We start from the raw sequence: 16,410 nt of genomic DNA, 5'->3' as shown, positions 1-16,410 counted from the left end.
CATGAAAACCCCCGAGACCCCGACGGCGTCCCACGCCTCCGACCAACCCCGCACGGATACCGCGTCGGACTCCGCCGCCCCGCCCCGCGACTTCCCGATCCAGCGCGGCTGCCCCTTCGCCGCGCCCGCGGAGTACGAGGCGCTGCGCACCCACGACCCGGTCGCCCGCGTCACCCTGCCGACCAAGCGGGAAGCCTGGGTGGTCACCCGCTACGACGACGTCCGCGAACTACTCTCCGACCCCCGTGTCAGCGCCGACATCCGCCGCCCCAATTTCCCGGCCCTCGGCGAGGGCGAACAGGAGGCCGGGGCCAGGTTCCGCCCCTTCATTCGCACCGATGCCCCCGAGCACACCAAATACCGGCGGATGCTCCTGCCGGTGTTCACTGTGCGTCGGGTCCGGGCGATGCGCCCCGCGGTGCAGGCACGGGTGGACGAGATCCTGGACGGCATGCTCGCCGCCGGCGGCCCCGTGGACTTCGTCTCCGCGTACGCCAACGCCGTCTCGACCTCGGTGATCTGCGAACTGCTCGGTATCCCACGCGAGAACCTGGAGTTCTTCCGGGACGTCACCCGGATCTCCGGCTCCCGGAACAGCACCGCCGAACAGGTCTCCGAAGCCCTCGGCGGCCTCTTCGGCCTGCTCGCCGAACTCATCGCCGAACGGCGGGAGGAACCGCGTGACGACCTGATCTCCAAGCTCGTCACCGACCACCTCGTCACCGGCAACGTGACCATGGACCAGCTGCTGTCCACCCTCGGAATCACCATCAACGCCGGCCGCGAGACCACCACCAGCATGATCGCCCTCAGCACCCTGCTCCTCCTGGACCAGCCAGAGCTGGTGGAGGAACTGCGCCGCGACACCTCACTGATGCCCGCCGCCGTCGACGAACTCCTGCGTCTGCTGTCCGTCGCCGATTCCATTCCACTGCGCGTGGCCGCCGAGGACATCGACCTGTCCGGCCGGACGATCCCCGCCGACGACGGCGTCATCGCCCTCCTGGCCGGGGCCAACCACGATCCCGAGCAGTTCGACGAGCCGGAGCGGGTCGACTTCCACCGCACCGACAACCACCACGTCGCGTTCGGCTACGGCGTCCACCAGTGCATCGGACAGCACCTGGCCCGGCTGGAGCTGGAGGTCGCCCTGGAGACACTCATCCGCCGCGTCCCCACCCTCCGCCTCGCGGGGAACCGGGACGACGTCGCCATCAAGCACGACTCGGCCACCTTCGGCCTCGAAGAACTGAGGGTGACCTGGTGACGGCGTCCTTCTCACCGAACGCGTCCTTCCAGCACTCCGCCCAGCCCTCCGCACGCGCCGCCCGAGCCGACAGCCCGTGGATCAGGCGGTGGAGCGGTGGGTCCGCCCCCCGGTTCACGCTCATCTGCCTGCCGCACGCGGGCGGCAGTGCGGGTTTCTACCGGCCCTGGGCGCCACTGATGGCCCCCGAGGTCGAACTCCTCGCCATCCAGTACCCCGGCCGCGAGGACCGCTTCGAGGACCCCGAGGCGGCCGGCATGGGCGAGCTGGTGAGTGCGGTGGCGGACGCTCTCCAACCGCTGCTCGACCGGCCGTACGCCCTCTTCGGACACAGCATGGGCTCCGCCGTGGCCTGGGAGCTGGCCCACGAGCTCAACGGCCGCGGAGTTCCGGGCCCGCGCCGCCTGTTCGCGTCCGGCCGGGCCGCTCCCGGCACCGCGGTGACCGGGCAACTGCACCGCCAGAACGACGACACCCTGAGTGCCGAACTGGCCCGCCTCGGCGGCACCAGCCGAGAGATCCTGGACGATTCCGGGCTGCGGTCCCTGGTCCTCACGGCCGTACGCCACGACTACCGGATCATCGAGACCTACCGGCCGGCGGACCGGCCGCCACTGTCCTGCCCCCTGCACGTCCTGACCGGCAGCGCGGACCCCGAACTCGGCGAGGAACGCGGCCGCGACCGGGCAGGCGGCTGGGCGGACCTCACCACCGCCCGCACCGAGGTACGGGTCTTCCCCGGCGACCACTTCTACCTCACCCCGCGACGCCGCGAGGTCGTCGCCACCGTACTGCGCAGGCTGGACCCCTCGCTGACCACCGGCGGCGCACACACCTGGCCGAGCACCCCGTGAGCCGTGACCGCACGGCCACCCGTACACGACCCGCCACGCCCGCCCCCACCCGGAGGACGTCGTGATCGACTACTACTCGACCTCGGCCGAGTTCTACGAGCTGGTCGCCACCCGGCACACCGCCAGCAGCGGCCCCCCGCTGACCCGCGTTCTCGCGGGCCTGGATGTGTCCCACGGACCCGTCCTGGAAATCGGCGCGGGCACCGGACGTGTGACGGAGGTCATCGCCTCCGCCCTGCCCGAGGCGGAGATCCTCGCGGCCGAGCCGTCGGCCACCATGCGCGCCATGCTCACCTCCCGGGTCGCCCGCGACCCGGACCTACGCAGGCGCGTGACCGTAGTGGACGGGGCCGCCCAGGACCTCGTCCTGCCCGAACGGCTCTCCGCCGTCGTCATCTTCGGCGTGGCCGGTCATCTCACCGTCCCCGAACGCGTGGGGCTGTGGAAACGGCTCGCGGACCGCCTTCCGGACGGGGCGCCCATCGTCGTGGAGCTGATGGGAGTGTCCTCGCCCCGCGTCATCCCACCCGTGATGTCCCTCAGGGAGACCATCGGACGCCAGACGTACGAGTGGTGGATCGGCGGCGAACCCACCGAGGGCGACGCCATGCGGTTCACCACCACCTGGAAGGTGCTGCGCGACGGCCGCACCGTGCGCGAGGTTTCCGACACCTACGACTGGCACACCTTTGACGTCGCCCGGCTGGCCCGCGAGGCCGGCATGACCAGCCGCCGCATCACTGAGGCGGGCGGCAGGCCCATCCCCGAAATCGGAGTACTCGTCAAGTGAAGTCACAACCGCCCGAGCCCGGCCCGGCAGCCCCGGACGCCGCTGCCGGCGGCACTGGCACCCACGTCACCCCGTCCCCGCTGCGCGCGCTCGCCGAGCCCGTCCGCAGGCGACTGGCGTTCGCCATGGGCCTCCAAGCCGTCGCCGCCCTCGCCGGAGTGGCCCCCTTCATCGCCGTCTCCCACATCGCCGAGCGCCTCACCGGCGAGTTCCCGGCCGACGGTGACGCACTCTGGCCGCTGGTAGTCCTGGCCTGCTCGTCGGGCTTCGTCGCCTTGGTGTGCGGCACGGCGGCCGGCGCCCTCGCCCACATCGCCGACAACGACCTCCAGCTCACCCTCCGCCGTCGGCTCGCCCGGCACATCGGACAGATGCCGCTCGGCCGGCTCACCGACCGGGGCACCAGCGAGGTCAAGCAGGCCGTGCAGGACGACGTGAGCGCGCTGCACACGCTGTTCGCCCACACGCTGCTCGACGTCGTCGCGGTCCTCACCGCCCCGGTGCTGGCACTGGCTTACCTGTTCACGGTCGACTGGCGTCTCGCCTTCGTCAGCGTGGTGCCCTTGCTGCTGGGCGTGTTCCTGTTCAGCCGGGCCATGGCGGGTGCGGCGGCACAAATGGCCGAGTTCGGTGCCGCGTTGGGCCGGATCTCCGCCGCCGCCGTGGAGTTCGCGTCCGGCATCGCCGTGTTCAAGAGCTTCGGGCGCGGGCGCAAGGCCCACGAGCGTTTCGTCCGCGCGACCGAGGGCTTCGCCGACTTCTTCTCTGGCTGGGTCCGGTCCACCCTGGTCAGCTCCACCGCCGCGATCCTGGTGGTCGCACCGGCCGTGGTCCTGCTGCTCCTGTCCGTGCTGGGCGCGGTGCTCGTCACCCAGGACTGGATGACCGGCGCCGAACTCGTCCCCTTCCTCCTGCTCGGCGCCGCCGTCGCCGCCCCCATGGGTGTTGTGGGCCCCCGCATCCAGCAGATCCGGGCCGGCCAGGCCGCCGCCGTACGCATCACGACACTGCTGCACGCCCCTACACTCCCCGAGCCCGCGAACCCCGCCCTGCCCGACGGCCGCCACATTTCGATGCGCGGGGTGTCCTTCTCCTACGACGGGCAGACCGACGTCCTCAGCGGCGTCGACCTCGACCTCGCGCCCGGCACGGTCACCGCGCTGGTAGGCCCCTCCGGCTCCGGCAAGTCCACCCTGGCGTCTCTGCTGCCCCGCTTCCACGACGTCACGGCCGGCACGGTGACCCTCGGCGGCGTCGACCTCCGCGACATCCCCGCGACCGAGCTGTACCGCCGGGTCGGCTTCGTCCTCCAGGACGTACGGCTGCTGCGGGCGAGCGTCGCCGACAACATCCGCCTCGGCCGCCCCGACGCCACCGACGAGGAGGTCGAGCGGTGTGCCCGTGCCGCCCGCATCCACGACCGCGTCATGACCCTGCCCAACGGCTACGCCACCGAACTCGGCACAGCCGTCACCCTCTCCGGCGGTGAGGCCCAACGCCTCTCCATCGCGAGGGCGCTGCTCGCCGACGCCCCCGTCCTCGTCCTCGACGAGGCGACCGCGTACGCCGACCCGCACTCCGAGGCACTGATCCAGGACGCGCTGTCCGCGCTCGCGGTCGGCCGCACCCTCCTCGTCATCGCCCACCGGCTGTCGACCGTCCGCTCCGCCGACCGGATCGTGGTGCTGGAGGACGGACGCGTCACCGAACAGGGCCGCCACGACGACCTGCTGGCCGCACAGGGCCGCTACGCCGCGCTGTGGGAGGCCCAACGGCCCGCGGGCCCGGACGAGAGCGACGGCATACCGCACCACCGGCCCGCACCCGTGGGGGCCGACCGCGCGGCGGACGACATCCGAGAAGGAAGTGCACGATGATCCGTCAGCTCTACCGTGTCCTGGGACCGGAGGGCTCCCGCCCACTGAACCGGCTGCTGGTCTTCCAGTCCGGCGCGGCCGTCCTCCAGGGCGCCGCCTTCGCCCTCCTCGTGCCCGTCCTCAAGGCCCTGCTCGGCACGGACCCCGACGACGTCTGGCCCTGGCTGACGGCGTTCACCGGCTGCGTACTCGCCTACGCGGCGCTCCAGGGCGCCGCCCTGAGCGGCGGGTTCACCGTCGGCTCCCAGCTCTCCCGGGTGCTGCACCGCCGGATGGCCGACCAGGCCCTGCGCCTGCCCCTCGGCTGGTTCACCGCCGGCCGCACGGCCGAGTTCAGCAGGCTTGCCGGACAGAACGTCATCCAGGTGATGAGCACACCGGCCCACCTGCTGCGCCCGTTCATCAACTCCCTCCTCACCCCGGCGACGCTGGTCATCGCCACCTTCTTCCTCGACGTCCGCACCGCCCTGGTGCTCTTGGTCTGCGCGCCCGTGCTGTACGCCGTCCAGCAGGCCAGCGCTTCGCTGATGCGCCGACTCGACCTCGGCCGCGACGCCGCGATCGGCGAATCCGCCGACCGGGTGCTGGAGTACACACGCAACCAGCCGGTCCTGCGGGCGTTCGGCCGGACCGCGGAGGGTTACGGAGCGCTGGACGACGCCCTGGTGGCCGAGGCGCGCGCCGATCGGCGGCTCATCGCGCGCGGTCTGCCCGGCCTGGTCTCCTTCACCGTCGCCACCCGGCTCGCGTTCGCCCTGCTGCTCGCACTCGGGGTGTCCTGGCAGCTCGACGGGTCGCTCACCGTGCCCACCCTGCTGGCGCTCCTGGTCCTGCTGGTCCGCCTCATCGACAGCGTGTCGTCCGCCGCCGAGGCCGGCGCGGGCATGCGCATCGCCCGCAACACCCTGGAACGGCTCGGCGCAGTCCTCGACGAACCGCCGTTCCCCCAGCCCGCCGAGCCGAAGGCACCCCGCGACGCGAGCGTTGAGTTCACCGGGGTCGGCTTCCGCTACGACGACGGGACGGCCGACGGAGCTTTGGCACGCCCGGTCCTGAACGACGTGACCTTCCGCCTGCCCGAGCGCAGCATGACCGCCCTGGTGGGGCCCTCCGGCGCCGGCAAGACCACGGTCGCCGCGCTGATCGCCCGCTTCCGGGACACCACGGAGGGCACCGTCCGCATCGGCGGGGTCGACGTCCGCGAGATCGCCGCCGACGACCTGGCCGCCCATGTCTCCCTCGTCTTCCAGGACGTCTACCTCTTCGACGGAACCATCGAGGAGAACGTCAGGATCGCGGCCCCGGACGCCGCCCCGGACGAACTGGGCACGGCCGCGGCCCTGTCCGGGCTCGACCGGGTGATCGCGGAGCTGCCCGACGGCTGGGACACCAAGGTGGGGGAGGGAGGCGCGCGGCTGTCCGGCGGACAGCGCCAGCGCGTGTCCATCGCCCGCGCACTGCTGAAGGACGCTCCGGTCCTCATCCTCGACGAGGCCACCGCCGCACTCGACCAGGAGAACGAGGCGTTGTTCGCCGAGGCCGTGCGCACCCTGGCCAACCGCAAGACGCTGCTGGTCATCGCGCACCGGCTGAGCACCGTCGTGTACGCGGACCAGATCCTGGTCCTGGAGGACGGCGAGATCACCGAGCGAGGCACGCACGACGACCTGGTCACGGCAGGCGGCACGTACGCGGCCTTCTGGCAGCGGCGGGCCCGGGCTCACGGCTGGCGGCTGGAGGCGGCACGGTCATGACCCCGCACCCGGCACCAGCGATCCACCGGACACACCCGCAGCGTCAGAGGGAAGGCACGACACGATGAGCACTGGCCTGAGGAACACCTGGGACGCATGGGCGGGTTCCGTCCCACCACTCGCGCGCTCGATCACCCTGGAGCCCTGCCACGACCCCGCGGCCACCGCCACCCGCCTCGCCCAAGCCGCTCTCGCCGACCAGTACATGGTCTACGAGGCAGCAGGCGGTGCCTGGCACTTCGCGGCTGGCTCCGCCGTGAGCCTCACCGCGCACGCGACCGGCATCACCGCGCGAGCGACGGGGCGGACCTGGACCTCCCCCGCCGACGGCAGGCCGCTGACGGTGTTCGCCGCCGCACTGAGTGCTCTGTCCGCGACGCACGGCGCGCACGACGGCGGACGTCACTTCTACGGCTGGGCGGCCTTCGAACTCGCCCACCTCCTCCACGCTGACCCTGCGGCCACCGGTGACGGACCTCTGCTGCATGCACTGATCCCGTCCGTCGAGGTGACCCTCACCGGCGACCGGACCGTGGTCCGCGCGGTGGACGAGGCGTGGCTCCGCAAGGTCGCCGACCTGCTGGCGGAGCCAACGACCCGACAGTTCCCACCCCACGGGACGACTCCGGAGGTGATCGAGCGGATCATCGCGGCAGGCACCGCCGCTTACGGCAGCGCGGTGTCCCGAACGGTCGAGGACATCCGCACCGGGCTCCTGGAGAAGGCCGTCGTCTCCCGGAAGGTTCCGTTGCCCGCCGGACCACTTGTGGACTTCCCCGCGACCTATCTCGCGGGCCGCCGGTCCAACACCCCGGCCCGTTCCTACCTGCTGAATCTCGGCGGCTATCGGGCGGCAGGGTTCAGCCCGGAGACCGTCCTGGAGGTCGGGGAGGACGGCCGTGTCAGCACCCAGCCGCTCGCGGGCACCCGCGCACGCGGGACGGACCCGGCGGAGAACGAGCGCCTCCGTGCGGAACTGCTCACCGACCCCAAGGAGATACACGAGCACGCCGTGTCCGTACGCCTGGCCTGGGACGAGATGTCCTTGGTGTGCCGGCGCGGTTCCGTCACGGTCGAGGAGTTCATGGCGGTCCGGCCGCGCGGTTCGGTGCAGCACCTCGCCTCGCGGGTGACAGGCCGGCTGCGGCCCGACGCCGGACCGTGGTACGCCTTCGCCTCCCTTTTCCCCGCCATCACCGCCACCGGTGTCTCCAAGCGCTCCGCCCTCCAGGCCCTGGCCCGCCACGAGGAGGGGCCCCGCGGCCTGTACGGCGGCGCGGTCTTCCGGGGGAGCACCGGCGGCGCCCTCGACGCCGCGCTCGTCCTGCGGACGCTCATCGGTGAGGGCGACGAGACATGGCTGCGCGCGGGCGCGGGAGTCACCGCCCAGTCCAGCCCCGAACGCGAGATCGAGGAGACCTGCGAGAAGCTCCGCAGCGTCGCCCCGCACCTGAGGTTCGCCGTTCGTGAAATGCATTCTCTGATATAGCACCGAAAATCATTATCGACAGCACGCTGTGCAATTAGCCTGTTTGCCGATGTGTGTTCTCCATGACAGCCTTGTCCGCGAGAGTAGAAAACAGGGAGGACGCTGGAAGCTGCCGTCGCGAATGGACGGTGGTCTGAATTCATGGAGATGAGTGAAGTGGCGACATCCTTGCAACATCAGCCGCATCCAGGACACGACCATGCGCACGGAGAGGGATGCGGCCACGTGGCAGTCCCTCACGACGATCACGTCGACTACGTACACGACGGGCATCTGCACCGTGAGCACGACGGTCACGCGGATGAGTGCGAGGTTGGCGAGCACCGGGAGCACGCCGAGCACGCCCACGTGCACGGTGAGGACTGTGGGCATGTGGCGGTTCCTCACGGTGACCACATGGACTACGTGCACGACGGCCACCGTCACGCGGCTCACGAGGGCCACTGGGACGACCACTGACTGCTTCGCGCGCACCCCTCCGAGAAACACAGAATGCACCCCTACTCCTAGGGGTGCATTCTGTGTGCTTTCGAATTCCCTGCAGAAAAGGCTTGCGCAGGGGGTGATCAGTCGCTTCTCACCGGCTCGAGTACGGAAGGAGCGCCATCTCACGGGCGTTCTTGATCGCCGTGGCGATCTGCCGTTGCTGCTGGGCCGTGACGCGGGTGACGCGGCGGCTGCGGATCTTGCCGCGGTCGGAGATGAACTTCCGCAGCAGATCGCTGTCCTTGTAGTCGATGTAGGTGATCCCGGCCGCGTCCAGCGGGTTGGGGCGGGACTTCAGCGGCTTGCGGGGGCCTTGGCGGGGGGGCATGGTGCTCCTTCTGTGATGGGGTGGATGGGGCCGGTATCACGCGACGGGGTCGAGGAGGGAGTCGAACGCGGCCGGGAGTTGTTTCCATGCTTCGGGGCCTGCGGCGTACTCGGCGTCGGTGAGCAGGCAGGACTCCAGCACCCGCGCGAGCCCGTCGCGGTCCAGGCCGGGTGAGGTGAAGACGAGGTGCTGGCAGCGGTCGCCGTGCTCGGGGTGCCAGTCCAGCGCGGCGGCGGCTCGGCGCACAGGCGGGACCATCTCCCAGGCGGCGTCCGGCAGGGAGGCGAGCCACGGGCCGGCGCTCTCCACGCACAGGGCTCCGCCTGCGGCGTCCCAAGCGAGCAGGGTGTCGTGGCGGTCGGCGAGCCAGAACCGTCCGCGGCTGCGGGCGGCGGCACAGCAGAGGTCTTCCAGCGCCTGGTAGAGGCGTTCGGGGTGAAACGGGCGGTGCCGGCGCCAGACGAAGGTGGTGACGCCTGCCTCGTCGGCTTCCTGGGGCAGCAGGGCGCAGGCCGGGTGCTGGGCTGCGGCGGCCGCTTCGGCGTCGAAGCCGGCGAAAGCCAGCCGTTCGAGCTCCGCGGAGTCGGCGCTCACCTGGCGGGCGACGGGATGGAGTTGGGTGAGGAGCGCCCGATCCTCGTCGTCGGCGCCCTCGCTCTCCACGACGGCGAGGACGGGGGCGTACTCCAGTTGCCTGGCCCAGGTGTCGCCGACTGTGCGCTGGTCACCGGCTGCGGCCGCGAGGCCCACCTCGGCCAGGTCGTCGCCGTTGCCGAGACAGGGGAGTACGAGAGCCGGGTCCACGGCCGTGATCACGTTGGTGAGCCGGACCGCGTCGCCGCCGTGGTGGACGACGACTTCGGCCATCCCCTTGGGTTCGACGGAGTCCCACAGTTCGACGACGGCGAGCCGGGTGAGGCCGGCGTCGGCGAGCCGTTCCAGCTCGGGGACCAGGTCTTCGCGCAGCGCGCAGCAGGCGCAGTCGTTGACCAGCGGGGCGTCGCCTCGGGACAGCTCACCCGAAGCGTCGCGCACCTGGCGCGAAACGGTGCCGTCGGCCGCCGTGGACAGGTCGTGGTGGAGGGCGACGCTGTCGGGTACGAGGCGCAGGAGGTGGTCCACGACCTTCCGGCGTGCCTCGGAGTGAAGCCCGGCGACGATGACGACGGGAAGTCCGGCCTCGTCCCGCATCAGTTGGCTCCCCGCCGACCGTATCGGCGCTCGAAACGCTCCACTCGCCCGGCGGTGTCCAGGACCCGGGCGGTCCCCGTGTAGAAGGGGTGGCTGACGTTCGATATCTCGACGTCGACCACCGGGTAGGTGTTGCCGTCCTCCCAGTCGATGGTCTTGTCGCTGGTCATGGTGGAGCGGGTGAGAAACGCGTAGTTCGCGGCGCGGTCGCGGAAGACGACGGGACCGTAAGCGGGGTGGATTCCGGGCTTCATGGGGCGTCCTTGAGATCGAGGGTCGCGGCGGAGCGGCGGGAGGTCAGCGTTCCTCGCGGAAGTCGACGTGGCGCCGGGCGATCGGGTCGTACTTGCGCAGCACCATGCGGTCGGGGTCGTTGCGGCGGTTCTTGCGGGTGACGTACGTGTAGCCGGTTCCCGCGGTGGACCGGAGCTTGATGATCGGGCGTACCTCGTTGCGAGCCATGAGGGGTACTATATGGGAATGGTTTCCATTACCAAAAACTAGTCGACCGACGAGAGGCAGGTAGATCCTTGTCCGCCCACTGCCAACTGACCGGCGCTCAGCCGGGCTTCGGCAACACCATCTCCCACTCGCATCGGCGCACCTCGCGCCGCTTCGACCCCAACATTCAGCGCAAGCGCTACTGGCTGCCCAGCGAGGGGCGGTACGTCCGGCTGACGCTCAGCGCGAAGGGGATCAAGACCGTCGACAGCATCGGCATCGAGGCCGCCGTGGCCCGCATCCGCGCCCGAGGGGGGAAGGTCTGATGGCCAAGAAGAGCAAGATCACGCAGAACGAGAAGCGCAAGGCGACCGTCGACCGGTACGCGGCCCGCCGTGCGGAGCTGAAGGAGATCATCCGCCGGCCGTCCTCCACCGACGCCGAACGCCAGGCGGCGGTGGAAGAACTGCGGCGCCAGCCCCGCAACGCGAGCGCTACCCGAGTGCGCAACCGGGACAGCGTGGACGGGCGGCCGCGCGGTCACCTTCGGAAGTTCGGCCTGTCGCGGGTCCGAGTGCGTGAGCAGGCCCACGCAGGCTTCCTGCCCGGGGTCACCAAGTCCTCCTGGTAGTCGCGTCGCTCGCACAGCGGGCCTTGAATCCGGCCGTGACTCGGCGGAGTCACGGCCGGGACCGTCCGCGGGGCGTGCCTCCGGATGTCAGGGCGGGCGCAGGAGTCTGTGCCGGTAGTCCTCGGCCTGGGGGAGTCGCTGCGCGGCGATTGCGGACACCGTCTGCTGGTAGGGGGGCGGTAGCTGGGCCTGCTGGGATTCGGGAAGGCTGGTGAGGCCGTGCGACGCCAGTACGCGTGTCCCCGGCCGCCAATCGGCCAATTGAGCCGGGTCGGGGCAGTGCCAGTGCATACGGCCTTGCTGAGGGCGTCGTGCTGTTCCTGAGAGCCGAAGAAGCCGGGGCCGGCCGTGTCGAGGGCCAGCAGGGCGCCCGGGAAGCCGTCCGCTAGGAGGTCGATGACCCGCCGCACGTCGGGCTCGTGCAGGTAGGGCAGTACGGCCTCCGCTACGAACAGGAACGGCCCGGCGGCGTGCGAGGCCACCTCCGCGGCCCATGCCTCGTCCGTCACCGAGGCCGCGATCATCGTCCGTCGGGGGCTGTCCGCGAAGAAGCTCCGGCGCAGGGCGATCACGTCGGGCAGGTCAAGTCCGAACCACCGGGCGCGGCCGTTGTCGACACGTTCGTGGCGTGTGTTGAGCCCGGTGCCGATCTCGACCACGGTGGTGTCGGGATGCGCGGACAGGAATTCCGCCACCCACCGGTCGAAGAGGAGGGTGCGCAACAGCGCGCCGGCGAGGCTCGGGAGACCGTCGAAGCGGGTGTGTACCGGGCCGGACGGTGCCGTGGCTGCGACCACCGCCCGGCCCGGAGTTTCATTGCCCCGTCACGGTGGTGAGGAGGTCGTGCTCGTGCGCGCAGCTCTCGTCGAAGCCGTAGGTGTCCCAGGTGGGGAAGGCGTCGGAAGCGGGCGGGGCTTCGCCTTCCTGCATGAGGCAGTCGGTCAGGGCCGCCCGCAGCGGCTCCGCATCCAGCTGGGTTCCGATGAAGACGAGTTCCTGGGCGTAAGGGCTGTCGGTGTCACGAGCAGAGGAAGGCTCGAAGCGCGCCACCGAACCGGCCTGCGACCACAGTCCCGTCACACGGGGTCGGCTGGCGAGGGTGAAGAAGCCTTTGGATCTGAGGACCTGCCCGTAGGCGCCGCTGTCCAGTGCCTCCGTCACGAACGTCCACAACCGCCCAGGGTGGAAGGGTGTTCCGGAGCGGAAAACGGTCGAGGAGATGCCGTACTCCTCCGTCTCGGGAATGTGGTCGCCGTTGAGTTCTCTGACCCACCCCGGGGCCTGTTGTGCTCGCTCCAGGTCGAAGCGGCCGGTCCCCAGGACCTCGCCGACCGGTACGCGGCCTCGTACGGCCGGCACCACGCGGGCGGCGGGGTTGAGCCGTGCCAGGGTGGCCCGCAGCCGGTCGGCGGACGCGGCGTCGACGAGGTCGAGCTTGTTGAGGACGATGACGTCGGCGAACTCGATCTGGTCCATCAGCAGGTCGCTGACCGTGCGTTCGTCGTTCTCGTACTGGTCCAGGCCCCGTTCGACCAGTTCGTCACCTCCGGCCAGCTCGGGCAGGAAGTTGGCGGCGTCCACGACCGTGACCATCGTGTCCAGCCGGGCCAGGTTGCCGAGGGTGGCACCGTCGTCGCGGGCGAAGGCGAAGGTGGCCGCCACCGGCATGGGTTCGGAGATGCCGGAGGACTCGATGAGGAGGTAATCAAAGCGCCCCTCGCGCGCCAACCGGTCCACTTCCTCCAGCAGGTCGTCGCGCAGGGTGCAGCAGATGCACCCATTGCTCATCTCGACCAGGCGTTCCTCGGTGCGCGACAAAGCGGCCTCGCCGCCGCGCACGAGGGCGGCGTCGATGTTGACCTCGCTCATGTCGTTGACGATGACGGCGACACGCAGGCCCTCGCGGTTGGTGAGGACGTGGTTGAGCAGGGTGGTCTTGCCGGCACCGAGAAAGCCCGACAGGACGGTGACGGGAAGGCGCGGCGAGGGGGCGTAGTTCATGCTGAGTCAGCCTTCGGGGCGGAGCAGGCCGCGCTCGTACGCCTTGGCCAGCCGCTGGGGCACGAGGTACGGCACGCCGTCCACCGTGACCGTCACCAACTGCGGCGTCGTGGCCTTCCACTGCGCGCGACGGTGCCGGGTGTTGCTGCGCGACATCTTGCGTTTGGGTACGGCCATGAGGACCTCCGGGTGCGATCGGTGAGCGAGGCAGACGATACATGAAAATGGATGTCATTACGATCAATGCCTTCATGCATCCGCGCCGATCCCGCTCGGTGCCCTCCCGAGGCGGCACCACGCCACTGTCCCGGATTGACGAGGGGTGCCGGACGGACCGGGCGAGGGGGGCGTACCAGCTGCTCGCCGGAGAGGTTTCTCAGGCGAGGCCGGGCGCGCTCGACCTGTTTCCCGAAGTTCACCGCGTGGAGCATGTTGCAGGTTCCCGCCACGTGTCTCACCTGCGGTTTCGCAGCGTGGGCGTGGGTCCGGAACGCTCTGCCTCAACTCCGTAAGAGACGGGTTCGGGAAATGTCTTGACGCTCGGTGGACGCTGTTTCTGACGGAGCGTGAGGTGGTCGTCCTGGATCAGGTAGCGCGGGTCAATCGACTTGTCGGGCTTAACCTGTCGAGCAGCGCGGTAGGGCTGTTCTTTGAGCTCGGGCTATACGACTCGAGTTGACGTGTGCTGATTGCGCTGGCGTCGTTACCCTGTGTCGTGGGGAGTGCCGAGGTATGCGGGGGGAGGGGCAGGTTTGAGCACGGGGGACTCGGGCCTGCGGCAAAGGGCGTCTGACCCGCCACTATCTCACCGAGGCGGTTGGGGAAACGTCTTGCCGCTCGTCCTACGCTGATTCTGGCGGAGCGTCATGACGTTTGCTCGGCGGTTGTCGAGCTCAAGGCAGCGATCCTTCCCGGCGGGGATCGACGCCCGTCGTCTGTCGCCCGGCCAACCGGGCGGGCGGCTCGACCGGTCGCTCGAAGGCCGGGGCCAGCCGAGCCCATTTCGGGGCGTGCACGCGAATCTTGGCCGGCACACTTGCCCCAAGAAATTCGGGTGAGGGCCCGGTGGTGATGTTCCGGTCCTGGTGATCGCTGCACGAGTCGCATGCCCCTGGTCGATGATCAACGGCACGTCATCTCGCGGCCTGCTGCGCACGAACGCGTGAGTGAGTCCGCGCGGGCCTCTCCGAAAGCGTGGCCCCGCGCTCAGCACACACTGAAGGTGGCGGTGTTGTAGAAAAGCCCCTTCTTGTCGCTGCCGATGTACATGTACCAGGCACCGCTGTAGTCGTCTCGGTCGAAGGTGATGTATCGGCCGCTGACTCCCTGGTAGATGTAGTCGGCACCTGATTGATAGAGCCATGTGCTGGCCTTCTTCAAGGTGTTGGGTCCGACTATGCCGTCGGCCGTGAGACCGTGATTGCTTTGCCAGCTCTTGGTGGCCGACGTGGTCCCGGACCCGAACCGGCAGTCGATGCCGGAGTACGAGAGGTATCCGTCCGCCCAGAGGATGGTCTGCCACATCGCGGCCGCGTTGCTGTAGGAGTACGACGACGCCGAGATCGGGCCCTCGTCCCACCAGTCGTCGGTCCAGTCGCCGCTGCCCGAGACGTAGCCCAGGCTTGTGTTGGCCGAAGCAGGCGTCGTTGAGACGGTGATACCGGCGGCAACAGCGATGGCCAAAGCCAACGCGGCTGCCTTAGCCTCGATCCACCGACCGATGCCTGTGGATGGCGCCCGGGAAAATGAAGAAGTGCCTTGTGACCTGCGATGATGGGAGTTCTTCACGCTTCCAGCACGCACAATCAGCAAGGCACTTCCGAGATGCAAGTTTCCCATACACCGGCGGCGGTCTCCGCCGCGTTCGATGACCCGAATCTGATCGCGCAGGCCGGGCTGGTCCCGGTGATGCGACTGGCCGAGCGGTGCGGGCTTTCCCGACTGGTGGCCGGGAACGTGAGGCTGACCGGGGCGAGGAACGGCGCGGGTGCGGCGGCGGACGCCAAGGTCACGAGCATCGTGGCCGGGATGGTCGCGGGGGCCGACAGTATCGACGACCTGGACGTGCTGCGGCACGGTGCGATGCCGGCCGTGTTCGGCGGGATCCGTGCCCCCTCCACCCTGGGCACCTTCCTGCGCGCGTTCACCCACGGCCATGCCCTCCAACTCCACGCCGTGCACCGGAGGTTCCTCGCCGCGTTGGCCGCGCATACCCCGCTGCTGCCCGGGGCCGACCAGATGGCGTTCATCGATGTCGACTCCACCCACAAACGCGTCTACGGCCGGACCAAGCAGGGCGCCGAGTACGGCCGGTTCAAAGGCATCCGCACCCTCCACCCACTGCTGGCCACGGTCTGCACTCCACACTCCCGGCCGGTGATCGCCGGGGTGCGGATGCGCCGCGGCAAGGCAGCCGACTCCCGCGGCGCCCCGAAGTTCGTCAGTGAAGCTCTGGCCACCGCCGCCGAGGCCGGGTGCACCGGCACCCGCATCCTGCGGGCAGACTCCCAGTTCTACAACGCCGGGGTAATCGCCGCCTGCCGCCGGGCCGGCGCCCACTTTTCGATCACGACCGGTATGAACCCCTCCATCAAACGGGCCGTCCTCAGCATCCCGGGCAAGGCATGGCAGCAGATCACGTACCCGACCGCGGTGCCAGACCCGGACACCGGAGAACTCATCTCCGACGCCGAAGTCGCCGAGATACCCGCCTACACCGCGTTCGCCAGCCGTAAGAAAGCAGAGCGGGTCACCGCCCGGCTGATCGTGCGCCGGGTCCGTGACCTGGCCAAACCCGCCGTCGTGGGAGAGCAGGGTGAATTGTTCCCAGCCTGGCGCCACCACCCGTTCTTCACCGACAACCCCGCTCCGACGCTCCAGGCGGAGCGGGAACACCGCCACCACGCCGTCGTCGAGCAGGTCATCGCGGACAGCAAAGCCTCCGCCTTCGCCCACCTGCCCTCCGGACACTTCCACGCCAACTCCGCCTGGCTCACCCTGTGGGCCCTCACCTACAACCTGCTGCGTGCCACCGGCGCGCTCGCCTCCGCCTTCCATGCCAGGGCCACCACCGCGACCCTTCGTGCCCACCTGATCCACGTCCCGGCCCGGATCGCTCGTTCCGCACGGCGCATCACCCTGCACCTGCCGCACAACTGGCCCTGGCAACACGCCTGGACACACCTCTTCGACACGCTCCACGCCCCGCCTGAGCCCGCCTGACCGTCCCTGCCCACCCCGCCCGCCAGAGGCCCAACCGGAACCGAACCTGTGGAAAAGCTGGGAAGACCAGCGGATACCA

Annotated in this window: 18 protein-coding genes; 10 read left to right on the top strand and 8 right to left on the bottom strand. The window is 70.0% G+C overall.

Annotation, left to right across the window (positions count from 1 at the left end; genetic code table 11):
* The first annotated feature begins 1 nt into the window (after window position 1).
* The 7 genes from ACWD5D_RS42210 (at window position 2) to ACWD5D_RS42180 (ending at window position 8,490) form a co-directional block, all read left to right on the top strand.
* Window positions 2-1,267, top strand: coding sequence for a cytochrome P450 (locus ACWD5D_RS42210; protein WP_451378064.1), 1,266 nt, complete (start codon window positions 2-4; stop codon window positions 1,265-1,267).
* Window positions 1,264-2,121 carry a thioesterase II family protein gene (locus tag ACWD5D_RS42205; RefSeq protein WP_451378063.1) on the top strand — a complete coding sequence of 286 codons (858 nt, stop codon included), beginning with the start codon at window positions 1,264-1,266 and terminating at the stop codon, window positions 2,119-2,121. Before ACWD5D_RS42210 ends, ACWD5D_RS42205 begins: the two co-directional genes overlap by 4 nt.
* A gap of 61 nt (window positions 2,122-2,182) precedes the next feature.
* Window positions 2,183-2,911 (top strand): class I SAM-dependent methyltransferase, encoded by a 729-nt coding sequence (locus ACWD5D_RS42200; protein WP_451378062.1) that lies wholly within the window; start codon window positions 2,183-2,185, stop codon window positions 2,909-2,911.
* Entirely contained in the window at window positions 2,908-4,788 is a 1,881-nt protein-coding gene (locus tag ACWD5D_RS42195; protein ID WP_451378061.1) for an ABC transporter ATP-binding protein, read from the top strand. The genes ACWD5D_RS42200 and ACWD5D_RS42195 overlap by 4 nt, the downstream gene beginning before the upstream one ends.
* A complete protein-coding gene (locus tag ACWD5D_RS42190) occupies window positions 4,785-6,542 on the top strand; it encodes an ABC transporter ATP-binding protein (RefSeq protein WP_451378060.1) in 1,758 nt (585 codons plus the stop codon). The genes ACWD5D_RS42195 and ACWD5D_RS42190 overlap by 4 nt, the downstream gene beginning before the upstream one ends.
* Before the next feature lie 64 nt (window positions 6,543-6,606).
* Entirely contained in the window at window positions 6,607-8,031 is a 1,425-nt protein-coding gene (locus tag ACWD5D_RS42185) for a salicylate synthase (RefSeq protein ID WP_451378059.1), read from the top strand.
* A gap of 147 nt (window positions 8,032-8,178) precedes the next feature.
* Complete coding sequence (locus tag ACWD5D_RS42180; RefSeq protein WP_451378076.1) at window positions 8,179-8,490, top strand: hypothetical protein; 312 nt, start codon at window positions 8,179-8,181, stop codon at window positions 8,488-8,490.
* Between the two features lie 118 nt (window positions 8,491-8,608).
* Here ACWD5D_RS42180 and rpsR read toward each other — a convergent pair whose 3' ends face one another.
* The 4 genes from rpsR to rpmG are packed head-to-tail and all read right to left on the bottom strand — an operon-like array spanning window position 8,609 to window position 10,498.
* Complete coding sequence (rpsR, locus tag ACWD5D_RS42175; RefSeq protein WP_451378058.1) at window positions 8,609-8,845, bottom strand: 30S ribosomal protein S18; 237 nt, start codon at window positions 8,843-8,845, stop codon at window positions 8,609-8,611.
* A 36-nt stretch (window positions 8,846-8,881) separates the two neighbouring features.
* Window positions 8,882-10,036, bottom strand: coding sequence for a CobW family GTP-binding protein (locus tag ACWD5D_RS42170; RefSeq protein WP_451378057.1), 1,155 nt, complete (start codon window positions 10,034-10,036; stop codon window positions 8,882-8,884).
* Window positions 10,036-10,290, bottom strand: coding sequence for a type B 50S ribosomal protein L31 (locus ACWD5D_RS42165; RefSeq protein WP_310870305.1), 255 nt, complete (start codon window positions 10,288-10,290; stop codon window positions 10,036-10,038). Before ACWD5D_RS42165 ends, ACWD5D_RS42170 begins: the two co-directional genes overlap by 1 nt.
* A gap of 43 nt (window positions 10,291-10,333) precedes the next feature.
* Window positions 10,334-10,498 carry a 50S ribosomal protein L33 gene (gene rpmG / locus ACWD5D_RS42160; protein WP_129802794.1) on the bottom strand — a complete coding sequence of 55 codons (165 nt, stop codon included), beginning with the start codon at window positions 10,496-10,498 and terminating at the stop codon, window positions 10,334-10,336.
* Between the two features lie 68 nt (window positions 10,499-10,566).
* Here rpmG and rpmB point away from each other — a divergent pair, with 68 nt between their 5' ends.
* Together rpmB and rpsN are read left to right on the top strand one after the other, a co-directional pair.
* On the top strand, window positions 10,567-10,803 hold the full coding sequence (rpmB, locus tag ACWD5D_RS42155) for a 50S ribosomal protein L28 (protein ID WP_369153191.1): 237 nt from the start codon (window positions 10,567-10,569) through the stop codon (window positions 10,801-10,803).
* Window positions 10,803-11,108, top strand: coding sequence for a 30S ribosomal protein S14 (gene rpsN, locus ACWD5D_RS42150; protein ID WP_451378056.1), 306 nt, complete (start codon window positions 10,803-10,805; stop codon window positions 11,106-11,108). The genes rpmB and rpsN overlap by 1 nt, the downstream gene beginning before the upstream one ends.
* On the opposite strand, the gene ACWD5D_RS42145 is transcribed toward rpsN, so the two are convergent.
* From ACWD5D_RS42145 to ACWD5D_RS42130, 4 genes are all read right to left on the bottom strand, one after another.
* Window positions 11,018-11,803, bottom strand: a complete 786-nt coding sequence (locus ACWD5D_RS42145) for a class I SAM-dependent methyltransferase (RefSeq protein ID WP_451378075.1) — start codon at window positions 11,801-11,803, stop codon at window positions 11,018-11,020. The genes rpsN and ACWD5D_RS42145 overlap by 91 nt on opposite strands.
* Before the next feature lie 118 nt (window positions 11,804-11,921).
* Window positions 11,922-13,109, bottom strand: a complete 1,188-nt coding sequence (locus ACWD5D_RS42140) for a GTP-binding protein (protein WP_451378055.1) — start codon at window positions 13,107-13,109, stop codon at window positions 11,922-11,924.
* Between the two features lie 6 nt (window positions 13,110-13,115).
* Window positions 13,116-13,286, bottom strand: coding sequence for a 50S ribosomal protein L32 (gene rpmF / locus ACWD5D_RS42135; protein WP_007387878.1), 171 nt, complete (start codon window positions 13,284-13,286; stop codon window positions 13,116-13,118).
* A gap of 1,029 nt (window positions 13,287-14,315) precedes the next feature.
* Window positions 14,316-14,798, bottom strand: a complete 483-nt coding sequence (locus tag ACWD5D_RS42130) for a peptidoglycan-binding domain-containing protein (RefSeq protein WP_451378054.1) — start codon at window positions 14,796-14,798, stop codon at window positions 14,316-14,318.
* Between the two features lie 135 nt (window positions 14,799-14,933).
* Here ACWD5D_RS42130 and ACWD5D_RS42125 point away from each other — a divergent pair, with 135 nt between their 5' ends.
* Window positions 14,934-16,331, top strand: a complete 1,398-nt coding sequence (locus tag ACWD5D_RS42125; RefSeq protein ID WP_451378053.1) for an IS1380 family transposase — start codon at window positions 14,934-14,936, stop codon at window positions 16,329-16,331.
* Window positions 16,332-16,410 lie beyond the last annotated feature (79 nt).

The sequence above is a fragment of the Streptomyces sp. NPDC002520 genome (genome assembly GCF_053595235.1).
This window is presented reverse-complemented; position numbering and strand designations above follow the sequence as displayed.